This is a genomic window from Pedobacter sp. W3I1 (assembly GCF_030816015.1).
Taxonomy (GTDB): Bacteria; Bacteroidota; Bacteroidia; order Sphingobacteriales; family Sphingobacteriaceae; genus Pedobacter.
The window spans coordinates 2,864,203-2,886,083 of the sequence record NZ_JAUSXN010000001.1; the positions used below are offsets into that span (position 1 = coordinate 2,864,203).

General features: G+C 39.3%; 16 protein-coding genes and 1 riboswitch. Of the genes, 9 read left to right on the plus strand and 7 right to left on the minus strand.

Going from position 1 to position 21,881, the window contains the following annotated elements:
- Positions 1-106 precede the first annotated feature (106 nt).
- Entirely contained in the window at positions 107-2,626 is a 2,520-nt protein-coding gene (locus QF042_RS11955) for a glycoside hydrolase family 38 C-terminal domain-containing protein (RefSeq protein WP_307528576.1), read from the plus strand.
- Between the two features lie 79 nt (positions 2,627-2,705).
- On the opposite strand, the gene QF042_RS11960 is transcribed toward QF042_RS11955, so the two are convergent.
- Positions 2,706-3,590 (minus strand): EamA family transporter, encoded by an 885-nt coding sequence (locus tag QF042_RS11960; RefSeq protein WP_307528578.1) that lies wholly within the window; start codon positions 3,588-3,590, stop codon positions 2,706-2,708.
- Positions 3,591-3,922: 332 nt separating this feature from the next.
- A riboswitch (SAM riboswitch) is annotated at positions 3,923-4,027 on the plus strand.
- Positions 4,028-4,105: 78 nt separating this feature from the next.
- Between QF042_RS11960 and QF042_RS11965 the strand changes: the two genes are divergently transcribed.
- The 7 genes from QF042_RS11965 to QF042_RS11995 all read left to right on the plus strand — a co-directional run bounded on the left by QF042_RS11965 (position 4,106) and on the right by QF042_RS11995 (position 13,798).
- The gene (locus QF042_RS11965; RefSeq protein ID WP_307528581.1) at positions 4,106-6,328 is read left to right on the plus strand and encodes a transferrin receptor-like dimerization domain-containing protein; all 2,223 of its coding nucleotides are present in this window, start codon (positions 4,106-4,108) and stop codon (positions 6,326-6,328) included.
- Between the two features lie 15 nt (positions 6,329-6,343).
- Positions 6,344-9,355 (plus strand): SusC/RagA family TonB-linked outer membrane protein, encoded by a 3,012-nt coding sequence (locus tag QF042_RS11970; RefSeq protein WP_307528583.1) that lies wholly within the window; start codon positions 6,344-6,346, stop codon positions 9,353-9,355.
- A 10-nt stretch (positions 9,356-9,365) separates the two neighbouring features.
- Positions 9,366-10,898, plus strand: a complete 1,533-nt coding sequence (locus tag QF042_RS11975) for a hypothetical protein (RefSeq protein ID WP_307528585.1) — start codon at positions 9,366-9,368, stop codon at positions 10,896-10,898.
- A gap of 34 nt (positions 10,899-10,932) precedes the next feature.
- Entirely contained in the window at positions 10,933-11,487 is a 555-nt protein-coding gene (locus QF042_RS11980) for a peroxiredoxin (protein ID WP_307528586.1), read from the plus strand.
- Between the two features lie 429 nt (positions 11,488-11,916).
- The gene (locus tag QF042_RS11985) at positions 11,917-12,156 is read left to right on the plus strand and encodes a dihydrofolate reductase family protein (protein WP_307528588.1); all 240 of its coding nucleotides are present in this window, start codon (positions 11,917-11,919) and stop codon (positions 12,154-12,156) included.
- Positions 12,157-12,233: 77 nt separating this feature from the next.
- Entirely contained in the window at positions 12,234-12,794 is a 561-nt protein-coding gene (locus tag QF042_RS11990; protein WP_307528590.1) for an alpha/beta fold hydrolase, read from the plus strand.
- On the plus strand, positions 12,791-13,798 hold the full coding sequence (locus tag QF042_RS11995) for an NAD(P)-dependent alcohol dehydrogenase (protein WP_307528592.1): 1,008 nt from the start codon (positions 12,791-12,793) through the stop codon (positions 13,796-13,798). Before QF042_RS11990 ends, QF042_RS11995 begins: the two co-directional genes overlap by 4 nt.
- A 269-nt stretch (positions 13,799-14,067) precedes the next feature.
- On the opposite strand, the gene QF042_RS12000 is transcribed toward QF042_RS11995, so the two are convergent.
- From QF042_RS12000 to mnmE, 3 genes are all read right to left on the minus strand, one after another.
- Positions 14,068-14,547: a hypothetical protein gene (locus QF042_RS12000; RefSeq protein WP_307528594.1), complete on the minus strand. Its 480-nt coding sequence runs from the start codon at positions 14,545-14,547 to the stop codon at positions 14,068-14,070.
- Positions 14,548-14,783: 236 nt separating this feature from the next.
- Positions 14,784-15,065 (minus strand): hypothetical protein, encoded by a 282-nt coding sequence (locus tag QF042_RS12005; protein ID WP_307528596.1) that lies wholly within the window; start codon positions 15,063-15,065, stop codon positions 14,784-14,786.
- Between the two features lie 181 nt (positions 15,066-15,246).
- Entirely contained in the window at positions 15,247-16,605 is a 1,359-nt protein-coding gene (gene mnmE, locus QF042_RS12010) for a tRNA uridine-5-carboxymethylaminomethyl(34) synthesis GTPase MnmE (RefSeq protein WP_307528598.1), read from the minus strand.
- A 227-nt stretch (positions 16,606-16,832) separates the two neighbouring features.
- Here mnmE and QF042_RS12015 point away from each other — a divergent pair, with 227 nt between their 5' ends.
- The gene (locus tag QF042_RS12015) at positions 16,833-17,957 is read left to right on the plus strand and encodes an AI-2E family transporter (RefSeq protein WP_307528600.1); all 1,125 of its coding nucleotides are present in this window, start codon (positions 16,833-16,835) and stop codon (positions 17,955-17,957) included.
- Positions 17,958-18,107: 150 nt separating this feature from the next.
- Here the strand turns inward: QF042_RS12015 and QF042_RS12020 are convergent, their stop codons facing one another.
- From QF042_RS12020 to QF042_RS12030, 3 genes are all read right to left on the minus strand, one after another.
- A complete protein-coding gene (locus QF042_RS12020) occupies positions 18,108-20,816 on the minus strand; it encodes an outer membrane beta-barrel protein (RefSeq protein ID WP_307528602.1) in 2,709 nt (902 codons plus the stop codon).
- Positions 20,817-21,283: 467 nt separating this feature from the next.
- A complete protein-coding gene (locus tag QF042_RS12025) occupies positions 21,284-21,502 on the minus strand; it encodes a KOW motif-containing protein (protein WP_307528603.1) in 219 nt (72 codons plus the stop codon).
- A 17-nt stretch (positions 21,503-21,519) separates the two neighbouring features.
- A complete protein-coding gene (locus QF042_RS12030; RefSeq protein ID WP_307528605.1) occupies positions 21,520-21,774 on the minus strand; it encodes a hypothetical protein in 255 nt (84 codons plus the stop codon).
- Positions 21,775-21,881: the final 107 nt, after the last annotated feature.

A 21,881-nucleotide genomic window follows, 5' to 3' on the forward strand; every position in this document is an offset into this window, starting at 1 on the left:
TGAATAAGTTGCTAAATTGATTTAGCTTTATTTTCAACATTTTCTAACCAATATCATCTTTTCCTACTCAACAAATATGCGACCCATTAAGCCAATATTTGCCCTCATGATGCTAACACTTTTAATGTTGCATGCTGATGCACAAAATAAGTTTTTTATTGATGGTTATCATGGAGGTTTCTGGGGGCATTATCCGGTAGGTTATACCGGTTTTATTGCCGATAAACTGGAAGAGAACAGTTTTTGGAAAATTAATTTAGAAATTGAACCTGTTACCTGGGATGTGGTACAAAAAAACGACTTGACGAATTATAACCGTTTTAAAACATTCGTTAAAGACCAATCGGTAAAGGGCAGGGTGGAATTTGTTAATCCGTCTTACGGGCAGAGTTATCTTTTTAACATCCAGGGCGAATCTGTAATCAGGCAGTTTGAAATAGGGATCAAGACAATAAAAGCACATTTTCCAGAAGCCGAATTTTATACCTATTCTTCCGAAGAACCTTGTTTTACGAGTGCACTGCCTCAAATCCTAAAATCATTCGGCTATCGTTATGCCTCATTAAAAAATCCAAATACCTGTTGGGGCGGTTATACGCGTGCTTTTGGTGGCGAACTGATCAAATGGAAAGGATCTGATGGTTCGGTATTGCTTACCGTTCCGCGTTACGAAACAGAAGCACTACTCCAAAATTCGACTTGGCAAACCCAGGCCTGGAACAATTCTGAAGCATATATTTCTGCGGCCTACCGTTACGGGATTCAAAACCCCATTGGCATGTGTTTACAGGATGCGGGTTGGGAAAACGGTCCCTGGTTGGGTAAACCTAAAGATTTTACCTATAAAACCTGGAGAGATTATATGGAGAATACCGCAGATAAGACTGATCTTAAAACCTGGAATTTTAATCAGGAAGATGTTCAGGTGAGTTTAGTATGGGGTGCGCAGGTTTTACAGAAAATTGCTCAAAATACCAGGATTGCTGAAAATAAGATCACTATTGCCGAAAAAATTGATGCTATAAATGCAGTGGCCAATAAAAGCAAACTGATTGGTGGAAAATTCGACGCTGCCTGGCAAAACCTCTTACTTGCTCAGCACCACGACTCGTGGATTGTGCCTTATAATATTGTTAACAAAGAAAAAAGATGGAGCTGGGCCGATGCAGTCACATATTGGACGGATCAATCGAACCACCTTTGCGACAGCATTTTGAATATTGCGGATAAAAATGCATCCGAAAATCCCAATGGATTTAATGTAAGGGTTTACAATTCGCAAGCTTATGCGCGCAAAGAAATTGCCAAAATCCAGTTAGATCAAAGATTGACAAATCCAATAGTGATAGGGCAAGACCATAAAAAAGTTAACACCCAGCTTATTACCGAAAATGGCAACCGCTTTTTATTGTTCGAAGCATTGGCTCCGGCATTAGGTGATGTTCATTATAGCATAAAACCTTCCAAGACTAAAATTGCTAAACCTATTACCCACATTTCAGTAAAAGGAAATCTGTACACTTTCAATAATGAGGATTACGAAATCGCATTTAATGCAGCCAAAGGCGGGATTATTGAAAGTCTGATTGCCAAAAAATTATGCAATAAACAATTTGTAGATCAAAAAAGCAAACGATCATTTAATGAAATGAGGGGCTATTTCTATCAGGACAGTACTTTTTATTCTTCAAAAGATCAGGTAGCAAAAATAACTGTTGTGGAAGACGGCCTATTGATGACCAGATTAAAAATCGAAGGAAAAATCAGTAACCATGCATTTACACAATACATTACGCTTAAAAAATACGATAGCAGGATAGATGTACAAACAACTGTAAACTGGCAAAACAATGCGGGGATAGGACAGGACTATGCACAAAAAAGCGGATGGAAGGCGAATGATCTTAAAAAAGCATTTTATAACGACAGTTTAAAATTGCAGGCTGTTTTTCCATTGAATATTGCAGCTCAAAAAGTGTATAAAAACGCGGCATTCGATGTAATGGAAAGCAGGTTGAAAAATACCTATTTTAATACCTGGGACAGTATCAAGAACAATGTCCTTGTGAATTGGGTGGATGTAAGCGATCACGATGATCACTATGGAATGGCTTTGTTAAACGATCATACCACAAGTTATGCGCATAATGAAACTGGTATTTTAGGCTTAACACTTCAATATTCAGGGGTGGGTTTATGGGGACGGAATTATGACATAAAAGGTGCTTCGCAATATCATTATGCACTTTTTCCACATCGAAATAAGTGGGATAAGGCAGAGGTTTGGAGCCAAAGTATTACATGGAACGAACCTTTGCAGGTTGTGACAAATAATAAAGAGCAAAAGCCTTCATTTTCGCTGCTCCAGATCGCTGAACCTGGTTACGAAATCTCCTCCCTTACTATGGAAGATGGTGCTTTGTTGTTCCGTGTATTTAATGCCAATGCTGTATCAAACAATCTTAATTTAAATTTTAATATACCCATAAAAAAGGCTGAACTTGTCGAGCTTAACCATACAAAATCACAAACTTTAAAGCTGCTTAAAAAGCAAAATGGCATCACTGCCGTTAATCTGCCTATTCCGCAATTTGGACTGAGGACCATTAAGATTTATTTGCAATAAGTTTATCTGTTTTTGTTACATTTCAATAGCTGCTAAATCTTTTTTATTACTAATTTTAAAACCCACCAGGCAGATGCCTTTACTTTTTCTTTAAAAGGTAATGCACATTGAAAACGACAACCGATATGAAAATGATACTGTATGCCGCCATTTGTAATGGAGTAATGGGTTCATGGAATACCATAGCTGCTATCGCAAATCCAATAATTGGATTAATATTAAGCAACATACCCACTGTTGACGAGCTTAACCCCTTTAAGGCATACAAATTCAAAAACAACGGGATCACTGTAAAACCAACTGCTATAACTTCTATTAGTAACCAAAATAGTGTCTCTGTAGGTACAGGTCCGCTGTAGGCAGGGTAAAAGGGCAGCAGCATCAGTGCGGCAAGCGAAATGTGAAAAGTAAGAAGGATGAACTTATCAAATCCAACAATTTTACGCTGGCTTACCAGGTAAGCGGCGTAAGTAAACCCAATAACAATGCCGTAAACCATGTCCATAATATTGGCATACGATAGCATCAGGCAGCCCATTATACTTAACCCAACGGCCGTCCATTGTATTTTGTTAAGCTTTTCATGCAAAAGCCAGTAAGCAAGCAATGTAGTAATGATGGGGCAAACCAGATAGGCAAGCGAGGTAGCCTTAATACTTACATGATTAAGCACGTAAATAAACGAGAACCAGTTGATATTTAAGAATACACTTCCGCCTACATTCAGCAAAAGCATATTTCGTCTTTGCTTCGAAGGCAGGGCCTTAATATTAGAAAAGGTTTTAACTAATTCGCTACGTTTAAACAACGCGGTAATTAATACCATCAATATAGCGCAGCTAAAAATGCGGTAAAATAAAATATCCACCGAAGAATATCCGCTTAAAGGTTTTAAAACTAAACTAAAAAAGCCCCAGGTCGCATAAGCGAATATAGCGGCCAGGTAATATTTTGCGATTTTCACAAGACAGTTGCTATAATGTTGATTTCACAAATATTATAAAATCTTAGGAGTTATTAAGCCACACCATGTAAAATACTAAAGAACTGCCTGTAAAGATAGTATCAATAACGTTTGGAAAGATATGAATAAGCTGTACAGCGTAATTAGCTGTGCCTACTGTTTAAAAAAGTCAGGCCAGGTCCATTAAAATAAAGGTGTAATATTTTTACTTAATTTATCGTTGGTTTTTGCTTCGCAGGCTTCTGCAGTTACCAAATTATATCCATTTTAATAAATAATATATAATCTATAGGATTAGTAGATTATTTTATTATTTTTGCATCATTATATAATACTTATCCAGAGAGACCGAGGGAAAGGCCCTAAGACGTCTGAGCAACCTATACACTTGTAAAAGGTGCTAATTCCTTTCTGCCCAGGGGTGGAGAAGATAAGTTGGTTATGCATCCGCATGCTAATTATTTTGAGGTCGCTCAAAGTTTTTCTGGTAAAAGAATTCCTAAAAAAATCAGAAAATGAAAAAAACTTTTACCTTTTTCACGGCTATTCAATTGCTCTGGCTTCCTTTAGTGGCGCAGGAGAAACTGAGTGGATTTAAAATACAAAATATTCCGATACAACGTGATATTGAACAGAAATTTGATGCCGGGCTTAATAAAGGAAATATAGGGTCTACCATAAAAGAGCTTTCTGCCCATCCCCATCACCTGGGCTCTAGGGGCAGTAAAACGGTAGCAGAATCTGTACTGGAAAAGTTTAAAAGCTATGGCTGGGATGCAAAAATAGAGACTTATTATGTTTTATTTCCAACACCTAAATCCCGTTCGGTAGAACTTTTAGGGGGCAACAAATACAGTGCCTCGCTCCAAGAAAAGGCTGTTAAGGAAGATTTAGCAACCGCACAGCAAGGGCAATTGCCCCCTTACAATGCCTGGAGTGCCGATGGCGATGTAAGTGCAGGCCTTGTTTTTGTAAATTATGGTCTGCCAGCTGATTATGAAAAGTTGGAGCGTTTAGGCATCAGCGTAAAAGGCAAGATTGTTATTGCAAAATATGGCCGATCGTGGCGAGGCACTAAACCTAAAATAGCCTACGAACATGGTGCAGTGGGCTGTATCATTTATTCAGACCCAAAAGATGACGGCTTTGTAAAAGGAGATGTATATCCGCTAGGCGCTTATAAGCCAGAATTTGCTGTTCAACGGGGATCGGTAATGGATATGGTAATTTATCCCGGTGATCCGTTAACGCCCGGAATCGGTTCTACTCAGGATGCCAAAAGGTTGGAGAGAGCAGATGCCAAAACGATTCTTAAAATTCCGGTTCAGCCCATCAGCTATCACGATGCTTTGCCATTGCTTGCTGCACTTAAAGGTCAGGTGGTACCTGTCGATTGGAGCGGTGGCCTGCCTGTTACCTATCACATTGGAGATGGAAGTACCTTGGTTCGTTTAAATCTGGCTTTTAACTGGGATATTGTGCAGGCATACAATGTTGTAGCTAAATTAGAAGGAAGTAAATTTAAAAACCAATGGATCATTCGTGGGAACCACCACGATGCCTGGGTAAATGGCGCTGCAGATCCGGTAAGTGGTTTAGCGTCTTTATTAGAAGAAGCAAAATCTATTGGGAAATTGGCTAAGGCAGGTATAAAACCTAAACGTACACTTGTTTATATCGCCTGGGATGGAGAAGAACAATCCCTTTTAGGCTCAACAGAATGGGTAGAAGACCATGCGGCCGAGTTAAACAGTAAAGCGGTTGCATACATCAATTCGGATGGTAATGGCCGTGGCTTTTTAGAAGCGGGCGGCTCGCATGCCTTAGAAAATTTTGTTTCAGAAATTTCAAAAGATGTAAAAGATCCTCAGGTAAATACGAACATTTTCGAACGGTGGAAAGCTAATAAAGCTATTTCTACAGCCTCGCTTTCCGAACGTAAGAAAATACAAGATACCCAAACACTTGATCTGGGAGCGCTCGGCACAGGATCAGATTATTCGGCATTTTTGCAGCACCTCGGCATACCTACTTTAAGTCTTGGTTTTGGTGGTGAGGATGAAGGAGGAGAGTACCATACCAATTTCGATACTTATGATAATTTTGTAAAGTTTAAAGATCCCGGTTTTGATTATGGATTGGCTTTATCTCAAACGGCCGGAAGAGCAGTGTTGCGTTTAGCCAATGCAGATGTACTTCCATTTAATTTTTCTAATCTTCAGGCTAAAATAGCTACTTACGTTACCGAAGTAAACGCTTTGGCAAAACAGCTTAAAGAAGGCGCCCAAAGCCAGAATAAACTCATTTCAAGTGGTGCTTATCAGTTCGCCAATGATCCCAAAGAAAACTTGAAAAATCCTCCTGTACAGGTTGAATTGCCTGAATTTGATTTTAAAGCACTAAACTTCGCAGTAGATAGTTTAAAAACTGCATCATCAAAACTTAATCAGACCGTAATCGCTGCACTCGCTTCGGATACTAAAACTGACCAACTGAATACCTTACTTTTTCAGGCAGAAAAACAATTGCTTCTTTCAACAGGTTTGCCTGGCAGGCCATGGTACAAACACAGCATTTATGCACCTGGTTTGTATACCGGTTATGGCGTTAAAACACTTCCCGGTGTGAGAGAAGCCATTGAGCAGTATCATGCAAAAGAAGTACAGGAACAAATTCTCGTGTTAACAACCTCAATCTTAAAACTCACACAATTTCTCAACCAAACCAGTCATCCTTAATTATAATCCCTAAACATGAAACTATTTTTTACCCAGTTAATAGTCTGCTTTGTTTTGCTTAGCAGTTTGCAGGCTTTTGCCCAAAATACCATTCGCGGTAAGATTACCGACAGTAAAGATAAGCAGCCACTTATAGGTGCTACCATAAAGTTAAAAGGCACCAAAGTTGGCACCAGTACCAATGGTAAAGGAGAATTTAGCTTAAACCTATCTCAAAAAGCGGATAGTATCACCATCCATTTTCAGGGTTATTTAGAACAGGTGATAGCTATTAATAACCGATCGGAAATTAATGTGGAATTGAAAGAAGATGTCCATCTTTTATCCGATGTGGTCGTTACGGGCGTTGCAGAAGGTACCAGTCGTAAAAAACTAACCTTTGCGCTAACAAAAGTGAATAACGATCAGATTAATACTGTTCCGGCAACAGATGCCTCTCAAACTTTAAGAGGAAAAGTTGCAGGGATCCAGATCAGCCAATCTTCTGGTAATTCGGGGGCTACGGTTTATCTGCGTGGCGCTAAATCGGTATCGGGCAATATTGCACCGCTTTTGGTGGTAGATGGGTTTGTAACAGCATTAAATCTGTCCGACTTAAATCCGCAGGATATAGAATCGATTGAAGTGGTTAAAGGTGCTGCTGCTTCAGCCCTTTATGGTACCAGGGGTGAGGGCGGAATTATCCAGGTGCTCACCAAAAAAGGAAAAGGTACCGGAAAGGTAAATATTATTGTCGATAATGAATTTGGCTTAAGCAATGTGCAAAATACACCCCCGACCTCACAGTTCCACCATTTTAAGGTCAATTCCGATGGCTCGTTTGTGCTTAATGGCAATGCAAGGACCATCGATGTACAAGCTAACGGTTATTCGCTTAATCTTCACCCATATCAAAATGTATACGATAATGTGACGAATATGTTAAATAACAATCCATATTTTACAAATTTTGTTTCCGCATCAACTGCAGGAGATAAATATACTTTGTATGCCTCTTTTCAAAACCAATATAAAGGTGGGGTTGCAGAGCCTGTGGGTGCTGATAAAAGACAAACTGCCTTGTTTAATTTTGGCTATAAACCGGATAAAAATTTAGAGATAAACCTAAGCCTGCAATACTTTAACAACAAAACGCCCTCATCTTCGATATCATCAAGTGGTAGTGGTTCATTGTTATATGCTACTTCACTTTACGAACCTTTTATCAATCTGCAGGAACGCGATGCTTCAGGGAAATATGCTTTTAAACCTTATGGTTTTGATATTCAGAATTTCAATGTAAATAATCCTTTTTATCAGCTGAGTTACCGTGAATATGAAAACAACAGTGATAATTTGCTTGCCGGTATAAAAGTGAAATACCAGTTTACCGATAAATTAAATGCAGAGGTGTACACTTCAATACAGAACGAAAACTACAATGAAACGGATTATTATCCGATTGGTTTTCAGACTATTTCTGCAGATATTACAAGGAACAACGGTTACTATGGCGAAAGCACTTCAAAAACCACTTCTAAAAATGGTCAGGCTCAATTAAACTACAATAACAAATTTAACGATTTCGATTTCGGAGCCACTTTAAAAGCCGTATATGAAGAAAATAGGATCACATCCTTATCTGCTTCAGGTTATAACCTGAGTGCTCCGGTTAAAAGTTTGGCTGCGGCATCAGCCGATAGCAGAAGCATTGGCTCTACCTGGGAGCAAACGGTTAACTACGGTTACTTTTTAAACCTAAAAGCCGCATGGAAAGAAAAGATTTTCGTGGATGTACTGGGCCGCCTGGATAACAGTTCGAGATTTGGTGCTGATGTTGGAACAGCATTTTTCCCAAGGGTGTCTACGGCATATCGGTTAACAGAAGATGTAAAACTAGGCATCATCAACGAATTAAAATTGAGGGTAGCCTACGGTAAGGCCGGAAGTTTGCCTCCATTTGGTGCTAAGGATAGCCAGGTTTCACTGTCGAGTTCGGGCGGGGTAAGTTACAATCAGCGTGAAAATACAAATCTGAAAAGAGCCATCACCTCCGAACTCGAATTTGGGATTGATGCGCAGTTGTTTAAACGTATTAATATTCAGGCCAATTATGCTTTTTCGAAAAGTATAAACGATTTTATCCTGGTACCAGCTTTTCCACCAACTACAGGTTCGGCAAGGATTTATGGGAATTTAGGTGCTGTAAAGTCGAACTCGCTGGAACTCGAAATTAATGGCAATGTGATTACCAAAAATGCCTTTACCTGGAATACCGGAATAACTTTTAGCAGGATTAGAAGTAAAATAACCTCATTGGGCGACGTACCAGAGTTTACAGATGGCGATTTTAGAAAAGCACCAGGAGCAAGTCCATTTGCCTTTTATGGTTATAGTGTGCTAACAGGATTGGATCAGTTGGAAACCAATGCACAGGGGCTGGTTACCAATGCAGCAGGTGGGATTTACAAACTGAGCGATTTTGCCATTAATCAATTGGGTTTTGTGGTTTTGAAAAGTCAGCAAGGTACTGCAGCTGAAACGCCTTTGTTGTACCAAAATGCAGCTACTGGTAATTCGAAAATTATTGGAGATGCACAGCCCGATTTTATTGTCGGTTTTTCTAATACCTTCAATATCGGTCCTTTATCGCTATATACCGTGTTGGATTGGAAAAAAGGTGGCCAGAAATATAATGAAACCCAACAATACCTTACCTATCAATACCGTTCTCCATTTTCTGATCAGGCAGCACAGGCAGGTTTGCCGCTTGCTTTTACCACAGCAGTTTTTAATGCCCAGCAAACCACCGATTACTGGTTACAGAACAGCAGCTACGTGTCGCTAAGAGAAGTTTCGTTAAGCTATAAACTGCCCCTAAAAGCTATTGGGATAAACCGGGTATTAAGTAATGCCAGACTTGCGTTGGTTGGCCGTAACCTATACACCTGGACATCCTTTACCGGAGTAACGCCAGAAGGCAATCAGGATTTTTACGATTATCCAACCTATCGCATTTACAGCGCAAAACTTACGCTAAACTTTTAACGAACAGAAAATGAAAAATATATTCTACATATCACTTATTGCTTTAAGCCTTAGCGCCTGCAAAAAAACAGATTTCGATAATCCAACAACGTTAACCAATCAGGAAGCCATCGATCAGATTAAAGATCTCGGGCTTAAGCTCACAACAAGTAGTGTTCAAACTGTGTTTAGTACTTCTACAAGTGCCTCGGGTACACATTTTAGTCTTTTGGCCGACCAGACCACAAATACCAATGGAAATTCTTCATGGTGGGATTTTGCGAACGAACCACGTCTAAGGCTTAATAATAATACTTCTTACCGTGGCGCAATAACCTGGAATACTTTTTACAATAGCTTTTACCAGGCCAATTTAGATGCCACCCTGGCACTGGATATTATTGAAAAACAGGGTAAAAAGATCTACGATACACAAGGCACAGATAGAACACAGGATTGTCTTATAGCGGCCTATTATGCCAAAGGAATAGCACAAGGGTATCTTGGTGTTATTTTCGACCGTGGCATTATTGTCGATGATGTGAACTTAAGCACCAAAGATTTTCCGGATTCTTACAAGGCCTTAATTGCGAACGGAATCAAGCTGATTGACAAATCTATAGCACTGGCCGAAGCGAATGCACAGTTTAAATTCGACTTCCTCAGCGGAAAAACATTCAGTAAAGCCGACTTTATTAAACTGGCCAATTCGATGGCTGCAAGGATTTTATCTTCTGAAGCCCGTGATAAGACCGAAGCAGAAAAAATTGGCGATGCACAATGGAATAAAGTATTGGCTTACGCCGAAAAAGGATTTACCACCGATTTTGTGATCACCACCGTAACAGGGGGCTATTACAATCAGTTATTGACCAATTTGTTACAGCGTAACTCAGATGGTTCTGGTTGGTTACCACCAGATCTTAAAATTGCCTATTTGGCCGACAAAACCGGAAATACCCCTAAATTTTACCCTTTAACCGGAATATTACCCAACATTAACAGCAACGATAAACGTTTCGATAGTTATTTTGGATACACCACAAGTTTTGGAATATTTATCGAATCGCGTGGACGTGGGCTTTTTACCAATTGGTACCGAAAAAGATGGTATAATACAGCCAACACGCTAAACTCACCAGGTGCAGTTAATCCTTATTTCCTGGCTGAAGAGATCAGGTTACTAAAGGCTGAATCTAAATTTTGGCTGAAGGATTACGCTGGCGCAGCTGCAATACTAAATGATCCGGCCGCTGCAAGAAAAGCCGTAGGAACGCTTCCTGATGTTGCTGCAAACCAGGCTGATTTGAGAAAGCAATTGCATTATGAATATGCCATTGAAATAGATGGCGCTGGTGGTGCATTTCTACCATTTACGTTTATGCGCAGGAACAATTTACTCGTAGGCGGTACGCCAACTGAATATCCTTTGCCACAACTCCAGCTCGATCTGGTAAAACAACCCGTTTATACTTTCGGAGGAAATGCCTATTTCGGCGAAAAAGGAAAATATGGTGAAGTAGCCACCGCACTTGATGAAGGCTGGAAAGCCGCTGAAAAATAACAACAATATTATCACCCTTTAGAAACTAAATATCATGAAAATTAAACTATTAACTTTAGCCGCAGTTTTGCTTACACTAAGTGGATTTGCACAACAACCAAAATTCGAAAACCCAAATGCCGATAGCAGAGGCTATCTGGTAAAAGTAGGGGATAAAGCCCCTGATGATTTTGAACTTGTTCTGCATGACGGAAAGAAAACCACGTTAAAAGAATTAAAAGGAAAAATCGTCATTCTACAGTTCACTGCCGCATGGTGTAAAGTATGCAGAGAAGAAATGCCCTATTTAGAAAAGGACATCTGGCAGGCCTATAAAGATAAAGATGTGATATTGATCGGTGTTGATCGGGATGAACCATTAGAGGTAGTACAGAAATTTCATAAAGACATGAATATCACTTATCCATTGGCTTTAGATCCTGGCGCTAAAATCTTCCAGAAATTTGCCGATAAAAAAGCGGGCGTAACGCGTAACGTAGTTATCGACAGGGATGGTTACATCAGGTTTTTGACCAGATTATATGATAAAGAAGAATTTAGCCTTCTGGTTAAAAATGTTGAAGAATTAACTAAAAGAGCAAGCAAGTAAGAATGTTGCTTGCTTTGGTCTTGTCCTGAAATAGCTTGTCGTTAAAAAATGGCAGTAAACCAGTCAGCTACGTGCTGACTGGTTTTTGATAGGACGAGGTTCATACCTATTGGTTAAAGTAAGAAATCAATATGGGATTTTATCCATTTGAAAGAATTTTTGAAAAACGGCCGAGTTCGATTAATTCGTCCACAAATTGGTTTTTTTATTAAAGACTGCGCTTGGCCCCTTTGTCCTACGATACTCGAATCATCAAACCACCTATTCAGCATTTCCAGGTTCGAAATGGCTTTTTCTGCTATTGGTTTTATGTTTAAAAGGTTCGAACTTTGTTCAACAACCGTGTTCAGCTTAGCTTCAGTCTGATCTGTTCACTGGCATCATGTTTAATCTTCCTGAATTCGGCCGCATCTATCTCGTCAGACAACATTGACAAACCACGAACAAACAAAATCTAATAATCCCACAGTAGTTTTTACAAAAAGGGATGCTGCTGAAATAGTAGAAATGCTTGAAAAAAAGGGACATACCGAAGCCGTAATTATTGGAGGTGAAATGACAATAAGTTATTTTTTAAATGCCGAACTTGTTGATGATATTTATTTTGTAGTAGAACCAGTGCTTTTTGGAAGTGGTTTACTATTCTTTAAAATAAAGACCTTGATTTAAAATTAAGTCTATTAGAAGTTACAAAATTAAATACAAACACTATTCAACTTCGTTATAAAATTCAAAAATAATCTCAGATGAAAAAGCAACTAAGCAAACAAGTATTATTTATTCACGGAGCAGGTGAAGGTGGTTATGAAGGAGATGTAGAGTTAGTTGCTTCTTTACGAAAAGCTTTGGGAACAGTTTACAAAATACATTTCCCAAAGATGCTCACAGATGAAGAACCATATTTCGGAGCGGGATGGCCAAAGCAAATAGGCAATGAGATTTCTTCTGTTAAAGGCGAAATTATTTTAGTAGGTCACTCTTTAGGAGCTTCCATGTTGTTGAAGCATCTTTCTGAAAATAAAATCAAAGAAAATATTGCGGCAGTTTTTCTTGTCGCACCACCATTTTGGAACGGTGATGAAGACTGGAAGCAGCCTCTTAAACTACAGGAAGACTTTTCTGATAAACTGCCTAAACACATTCCAACTTTTTTCTATCAATGCAAGGATGATGAGGTAGTTCCATTTGATCACTTCACATTGTATAAGCAAAATATTCCCTGGGCAATTTTTCGTGAAATGGCTCATGGCGGTCACCAACTTAATGAGGATCTAACCCCGGTTGCAAACGACATCAAATCATTATGAGAATCGAAGCTTATTCAATTAAGGAACAAGGTGGAAAGGCGGAGCCTTTTTTCTATGAAAGGAAAATCAGTAGCCGTGAGGTATTAGTAAAAATAACGCATTGCGGTATTGCTACAGGGGATATCCAGGGTATTAACAATGATTGGGGCGATACAAAATTTCCACTTGTACCCGGTCATGAGATTATAGGTGTAATAGAGAAGGTAGGTTCTGCAGTAAAAGACTTGAAAATTGGAAATCGTGTCGGAGTTGGTTATCAGCAGGAGGCTTGTTTTGAGTGTCCGTTTTGCAAAGAGGGTAATGAGCAATTCTGCGCCAGACAGAAAGTAATTGCCGTTGATTGCTACGGAGGTTTGGCAGAACATATTATTGTTGATGAAAGATTTGCCTTCAAGCTTCCGCGAAAAATAGACGCTGCAAAATCAATTCCTTTGTTATCGTCAGGTCTTACCGTATACTCGGCAATTGTCAGGGCGAAATTGAAAAAGAATTCTGCCGTTGCAGTGGCGGGAATTGGAGGACTCGGCCAATTAGCGATCCGGTTCCTTCATAAAATGGGACATAGCGTTTCAGCTTTTTCTCATTCTCCTGAAAAAAAGGATATGATTATTCAATTGGGAGCCACATATATTGATAGCTCGAATCTAAACAATTTGACAGATCATGACAAAGAATTTGATTTCATTCTCTCTACATTAAATGTCGAGTTTAACCTGGACCTGTATTTAAAAATGCTAAAACCGCAGGGAAAGCTTGGTTTGGTAGCACAACCCTTAAATAAGCTATCCCTTAACGCCGGTTTACTGTATGACTATGCCCAACGCACCATTTTTGGAAGTTACACCGGTAGCCGGAAAAATATGAAAATTATGTTAGCCTTTTCAGCAAAGAACGCTATTGAAAGTAAGGTGGATGTGTTGCCATTCGCTGAAATGAACAAAGCAATAGAAATAGTTAAAGCAGGAAAAACTTTAAAAAGAATTGTTTTGGAAAATCAAAAATGAAAACACAATCCGCCGATACAATATTACAGCAGCCGGTTACGCAGCTGATCGTATGGAAGGAAGAACTTTCGCTTAAGGGCACTCATGATACAGAGTGGGGATATAGGAAAAGGCCGCGCGGTGGGGCTTTGGTCCGGAGTTCCCTTCCTAAGCGTTTTTTGCGTTGCCAGGGTGCTTCCTTTTTCCAACCGTGAAAATCTATTCCTTTTGGTCGCCTGCCATTATGCGCTTGGGACTTTGATCATGTTGTGGATAAACACTGAATTTATTTATAAGCCAGTAGGGAAGGTTTCATGGATGTAAATACGTTTGGGATAATAATATTGGTTAAGCAACTGGCATAAGTCACTGGAAGCTCCCTTTAGATCTGTATCCAACAAATTGAGTTTAAAATCCATGGCTGGCGAGGCATCAACAGAAACGGATAAGCGTTCGTCAATAATCTGTATTTCTGTTATTGCACTCCATTGGATAAATGTTTCATGCTCATGATAGTGGAGCCCATCTGCCGATACCGTTAAAAGTATTGTTTCTGCTCCTTGCTTAGACCTATAGGCTATCACCTGAATGGCCAATAAGGTAAATATGATTACTGCTGCGTAATAAAAAAGCTGATGTACCATCTCTTTGTCTTCTGCAATATAGAAAAGGATCATCATGATAAAGACGGTAAGCAAACAAAGACCTACCATAACAGAACAGCCAACATAGTTGCGCACTCTTCTATATAAAACTATTTCACCTTTCATAATTTAAAACATGATACATACCGGTGTTGTGAAGATAAGGAAAATATCTTTGGTATAGTTTGGAAGCTGCAGTTGTAGGAAAACGGAATCGGAAACCCTATTAGATTATTCGGAATGCCGGCTTTAGGTTGAAACCAAAGCGGAAAACCTTTACAACCCGAACAAACAGATATATGGAAAACATGTTTTTGAAACCCACAGCTGGGCAGGTTGGCAACTGTTTTTAAAAATGCTGTCTAATGATATTCAAATCTCAGTTTATTATCTTCAACAAATAGATATGTAGTCTGGTTGCCAAGGTAATTATGGATAGGGTACTTGCCGTCCATTTCCTTAAGGGATGAAATCAAGCTTTTAGTAACCATCTGCAGCCGTTGTTTAAAGGAATTCCTTTTAGCTTCAATATCTGATATTTCCACCTCATTGATCGAAGCATCGATATCATGACCGAGATTGTGGATTTTGTTCAGAAGATCTAAGTATTGATTAAACTGTTCCTGGATGGTGTATGTACTCATATCAAACAATAAACGGAAAACCCCTCATAATAGTTTGTGGCCAAAACAAAATGCCCCGATGCCCTTTACCGATCAGCAGCAAATATGGTAGAAACCAGCTGGCTTTATTCGGCTATCACCTATTTCTCATGTCAATACATTTTTAAACTGAGTTGTCGAAATTAGTGGTTGTTTTAGAGAGTTATTTGCCAATACAAAACTTCGTAAAAATATTCTCCAACAAATCATCTGTCGTTACAGTACCGGTAATTTCGCCAAGATAATGCAATGCCTGTTTAATATCCATTGCCAGGAAATCAGAGGTAACCGGATTATCTACATTGGCCAAAACCCTTTGCAGGGCGTGTTCGGTTTGTTTTAACGCTTCTACATGGCGGATATTCGTTACCAGGGTTTCGCTGGTATTAATGTGATGCAAGTTTACCTGCTCCAATAAAGTGGTTTTAAGTTCATCGATACCCTGTTTTTCTTTAGCTGAAATAAAAACAACATCTAAAGCTTTCAAAGCTTTACGTTGCGCATCAGCAAGAAGATCAGCTTTATTGACTAAAATTAAATAGGGGATAGCCAATTGCGCTAAACCCCGAATCTGCTCTTCAATTTCTGAAATACTTTGAGCGGCATCGGCCATATAAATGATCAGTTTGGCCTGTTTCATTTTCTCTAAGGTACGTTCTACGCCTAAAGCTTCGATGATATCGGCTGTATCGCGGATTCCGGCCGTATCAATAAAACGGAAAACAATGCCACCAATGGTAAGTTCATCTTCAATGGTATCGCGTGTGGTTCCGGCAATATCCGAAACGATAGCGCGTTCTTCGTTCAGGAGGGCATTCAATAGGGTAGATTTACCCACATTAGGTTTACCTGCAATTACAATAGGAACCCCATTTTTAATCACGTTTCCCATTTCGAAAGAGGAGATTAAGCGTTGTAAAACATAATTGATCTTGTTCACCAGGTTTTTTAATTGCTCACGGTTGGCAAACTCTACATCTTCTTCTGCAAAATCGAGTTCAAGTTCGATCATCGAAGCGAAATGGATCAATTGTTCTCGTAATCCTTTTAATTCGTTGGCAAAGCCACCGCGCATCTGTTGCATCGCCACATCATGCGAAGCCTTCGAATTGGAGGCAATTAAATCGGCAACTGCTTCTGCCTGACTCAGGTCGAAAGCACCATTTAAAAAAGCACGTAAGGTAAATTCGCCGGGTTTGGCAGCACGGGCACCTTTGTCAATTAACAGGTTAATAATCTGTTGGATAATATAGTTAGAACCATGGCAGGAAATTTCTACCACGTTTTCTTTGGTATACGATTTAGGAGCAACAAATAAACCTGCCACCACTTCATCAACAATATGATCGCCATCTTTAACCAGGCCAAAATGTAAAGTATGCGAAGCCTGCTTTTCTAAATCTTTTCCTGCAAAAACAGTATTGGTAAGGGAAATAGCCTCCGGACCAGATAAACGGATAACGCCAATGGCGCCAGAACCCTGGGGAGTAGATAAAGCAATAATGGTATCTTGATTATTCATGTGCGGTATTAAAGCTGCAAAAATAAGGCTAATCTATGGGTATATCGTGTAAGAGAAGTAATTTTTTAAAGTATTGGTTAATCGGTTAATTGCCAAACGCCAAACGCTAAACTGATTAATGGTTGAAATTGATTAAGCTATGCCAGCTTAAACTCCCAGCTAACTTTCGTAACTTAAAACATTTAGAAAACAATTGTGTTATAAACCTCAAATCAGAATAAGCTTTTATGACGAACAATTTACCCCTGACCGTTAAACGATCTATAGAATTATTAGGGCTGATGGCCGTTGTAGCCGTGATGGTAATTGGAAGAGATATTATCATGCCCATGTTGATGGCTTTTTTTATCAGTATTATGTTACTACCGGTGTATCGCTTTTTAAAAAGAAAAAGAATACCCGAATCGTTGTCCATCGTGCTATCCATTTTATTGGTTGCGCTCTTTGTCGCTTTAATTGTCTGGTTTTTTTCGAACCAGATTGGCATTTTGGTTAAAGATTTTCCGCAGATAAAAGCGAACGTAACACAGCATATCAATTCGTTGAGCGATTGGATTAGCCGCATTACCCACTACGACGATAAGCAGCAAAAAGCCTTCATACAAACTAAAAGCGACGATTTGATGAACATGGGGACCTCACTTGCAGGGGGCGCCGCTGTAACCTTAAGTGGCATTTTTGTATTTATTGGTTTATTGCCGATCTATATTTACCTGATGCTTTTTTATAAAGACATTTTATTGCGCTTTATTTTTATGTGGTTTAAAACCGATGATCATCCAAAAGTGAAAGAAGCGATTTATGAAACCGAATCGATCATTAAAAGCTACCTAATCGGACTGTTAATCCAGATCACTTATATGACCATTTTGTTGGGTGGGATATTGATGTTAATCGGTATAAAACATGCTTTATTAATCGGGGTAATTTTTGCCATTTTAAACCTGATCCCTTATGTAGGGGCTTTAATTGGTAACTTAATAGGGGTACTGTTAACACTTACTTCATCTCAAGAATTGTGGCCTGTCATTACCGTTTTAGGTGTAATTGCATTTGTTCAGTTTTTAGATAACAACATACTCATGCCACGCATTGTAGGGTCTAAAGTGAAAATTAATGCTTTATTTGCCATCCTCGGGGTATTTATCGGTGGTAGCATAGCAGGTGTTTCCGGGATGTTCCTCGCGCTGCCTAGTGTAGCTGTACTCAAAATTGTCTTCGATCGTACAGAGTCGTTTAAACAATGGGGTGTGTTATTAGGAGATGAGCGCCCGGCCAGAAGCCCGATGACTTTTCCAACCTTCCGGAAGAAAAAACCAGTGGCTACCAAAACGGGAATAGAAAAAGGATAGGTTGGTGGAGATGGAAGATGGGAAATGTAATTGGCTCTGCGGAATCAGTGAATCTGCGGGAGTAGTTGGTGCGTAGGTTTTCCGCAGATTTAGAAAGATAAGCGTAGATGATATTTAATTTATCCTGGTCGTGAAAAATGTAAACTAATCTTAACCACCAAATTTACGTACCCTATAAATCAGTGATAACATGAAATACCTTCCCAACCGGTTAACCTGCCTATCTACAATGACGTTATCAAACACATCTCTCGATATACCAGAGTTCTGATCAAAAAGATCGAATCCTTCTACACGGATAGCGGCCATATCATTCTTCATAAACTTATATTCCATTGATAAACGAAGTAATGTTGGATTACGCACGGCACCATTATCAAAACCTGAATTAATCTGCTTGGTGAAATCGTAGCCCAGGGTAAGATCTTTAAAGAAATAATTACGACCTTCTATACCACACTCAAACCGGTTAGATTGGCGATCGGTAAAGGTATCATTCGAATACCTGGTCAGATTTTGGGAGTAAGCGGTTTCTACTTCAAAGTTAACAATATCTTTCAGGTCTACCCTGAATTCGAGTTCCTGGCGCCAGGCCATATTGCGTGCTTCTATCCGGCTATCATCGGTAAAAGTAATGTTATTGTTCAGCTGGCACGAGCCCGAATAGCCTATGGTAAATTTTCGCTCAGCCGATAATGGTTTGCTAATGTCGTAATCGCCCTGAAGTGTGTAGTATCCGTCGGTATTCATGTAACTGGTAAGCTGATTAACGGTACCAGGTACACGCTGTTTAGTGGTTACAATCCTGTCGTTAGTGCGTTCGTATTTAAAATTGGCCATGATCACTTTCCCCGCACTCCAGTCGGCTTGTTTGTAATGGGCATTGAGACTATGGATAAATTCGGGTTTAAGATTTGGGTTTCCGGTAACAATATTTTGCAGGTTCGAATTGTCGGATATAGGTTGCAGTTGTAAAAATCCAGGTTGATTATTTCTTCCCCAATAATTAACATCTAATGATTGCTGGTTAGAAAATTTATATGAAAACCGACCAGATGGGATGAGGTTAAAAGTACGGTTAACAGTTTGAACATCATTACTTAAATTCTGTCCCTGAAGCAATGCAGGCTGTGCGTTGATACCGAGTGTATAGTTTAACTTTTCGCCGATATATCGGTAATTCAGGCCCACTTTATTGGTGATGAACTGATAATCGTAAATATTGCTTAGGTTAGTGTTAAATACCTGATTGCCATCAGCTATATCATAAGCATCTCTTGAATTATTTGTTGATGACCGGTTCCAGTTGTAATTTACTTCTAAAAAGGTTTTTTTCCAGAGTGGTTCCATATACGAAACACCAACATTAAGTCCTAAATTCCGGTTATTCTGGTTGTTCAGCTGGTTTTGGAGTACCGAATCGGTTACGTTAGCATGAATGTTGATATACTTGTTATATACATTGCCATCATTTTCGCCGTTGGTATAATTGAGATTAGCCCAGGAGCTCAGGTTTCGCCCTTTCTTCGCAAATTTATGGTTGTAAAATATATTGGTGCGGGCATTTAAGTTATTCGAATGACTGAAATTGTTGCTTTCTCTTCTGGTGAAAAGGGTATCCTGAGTGATAAGTGAACTACCCGTATTGTTGCCACTATTGGTATTGTAAGAAAAGTTCGGAGAAATTTTAAGGTAATTCATGGTATCTATTTTATACTCCAAATTACCACCAAACCAATGGCTATAGTTATCGCTCTTACTGTTGTTTTGGGCATCTTCAAGTCTGTTTAACGGATTTTGCCCCGCATCCTGTAAAACACTTTGAGTATAGGTAGAACTAATGGTATTGTTTTTATTGTTATTGAAATTATATCCCGCATCTGCAGAGAGTTTGGTACTAAACTCATTTTTATAGTTAAGACCGACAACATTTCTGGTGGTAATGCCATCGCCGCCACCGCCACGCATATTGGCATTGGCCGAAGTGCCATCGAATGAAATCTGCTGTTCGCCTTTCATGCTATTTCCCCGAATATTGGTGTTGTAGCGATCGGCGTTACCCACACCTGCAGAAGCCCTGGCAAAATAGCCCTTCTTTTTATCTTCTTCAATGGTCAGGTTTAGTACCTTTTCTGGCTCACCCGTTTTAATGCCTGTAAGTTTGGCCTGGTCGCCATAATCGTCGATAAACTGGAGGTTTTTGATAATATCGGCCGGAAGATTTTTGATGGCTGTGGCTACGTCTGTTCCGAAGAAATCTTTACCGTTTACCCGTATTTTGGTTACTGGCGAACCCTGACTGGTTACATTACCATCTTTATCTACCTTAATGCCAGGTAGTTTTTTCAGCACTTCATCAACCGCATCACCATCTCTAACCGGAAAGGCCCTGGCGTTAAAACTCACGGTATCTTCGGTTACCTTAACAGGAGGAACACCCGAAATCACTACGCCCTCTAATGTGTTCGACGATGGTTTAAGTTTGATGTCGGTAATGTTTAAGCTATTACCCTTTTCGATCTGATACTGTTTAATAAAGGTATCGAAGCCGATAAAAGCGGCCGATAAGATAAACTGTTTAGTTTTAATTTTATCTATTGCAAATGTGCCATCTGGATTGGCGGATGTGCCTAAACTGTCGGCGCCAAATTTAATCCTGACTACCGCACCGGGTAATGGTAAGCCTGCAGTATCTAACACGATACCCTTTACAGTATAATTTTGCGCATTACTGTTGGTAAAAGTACCAGCAAAGAGCAGGAGTAATAAAAACGTTTTAGTAAAAGCCCCCATGGATTTATTTGTGTGTGGCATAAAAGTACGGAGCAGCGTGTTAACACGGTTCAGCGTAATCAACATGTTACTAATTTTGGCTATTTTAGCTGTAAATGAGGTGTTTTCTTTGCTTTCTTTCGCCGGTATAGCAGGCTAAATAAAAAGCTTTCTCGCGTTCTATAGCTATCGGATGACGATAATTGGAGGTGATTTTTTCCTCAGCATGACAGTGCCTTAGGTTTTTGCGCTACAAAAAGGTTTGGAAATGAACACACAGTGGCTTTTGGAGGCCTGCTGTCCCGCTCTTTGTTCCAAGTCCTCACCCTCATGCTTCGGGCCTGCGGGCTTTACACGCCGATCGGGTTTAGGAACAATGGTTTGTATCGTAAAGCTAAATAAATAAAAACTACACGCGATTTGCAATTACAAAACAGCTAAACCAAGTCACAAATCCGGACCAAAAAAAACTGGAAAGTTAATCTGCGGTAATCTTCAAAATCAGCGGGAAATATTTGGGTAAGGAGCTATAGGACAAAAAATAATCAATTATATTATATACGTGATTCATGTTGATTTTTAAGAAATAAATTGTCCCTCAATACTACATTCCTGCCAAGTGTTTTGAATTTAACAGCATTGTCTTGTTCAACAGTAATGGTAATATGCCCTGTTTTGCTCGTATTGATATCGCTTACCCTGCCAAACTTACCTGCATGCGTTCCTTTAACCACAATGCATTGGTCACCATCTTTTAAATTTATTGTCTCCATTTTAGTTTTTACAGGCTTTAATTTATTTCCGAGTTGCGTAATTTGATTTCGGCATTGAGCTGGCTTAATTTAATTATGACCGGTAACCAGGCGATCAGACAACCTGGAATAACCGCAAGGAGTACAAAGTTTTGTTTTTTAACAATGAGGTATACAAGTGTAGCAAACAAAAACAACATGATAATAGCACTTCCAATTAACAGACCGCTTAATTGTTTTTTCTGTTTGTTTAATTCGGTTATGGTAAGTTCAGATAGTTTGTTGCTTTTCATAAAGATAAATTAGGTTTCTTAGTTAAAATTATGAAATTTAAATGTTTTTAAAGTTTAATTTAAATTGATGAAGAATGAAAGATGTAAAATGGTAGTGATGCAGCCTC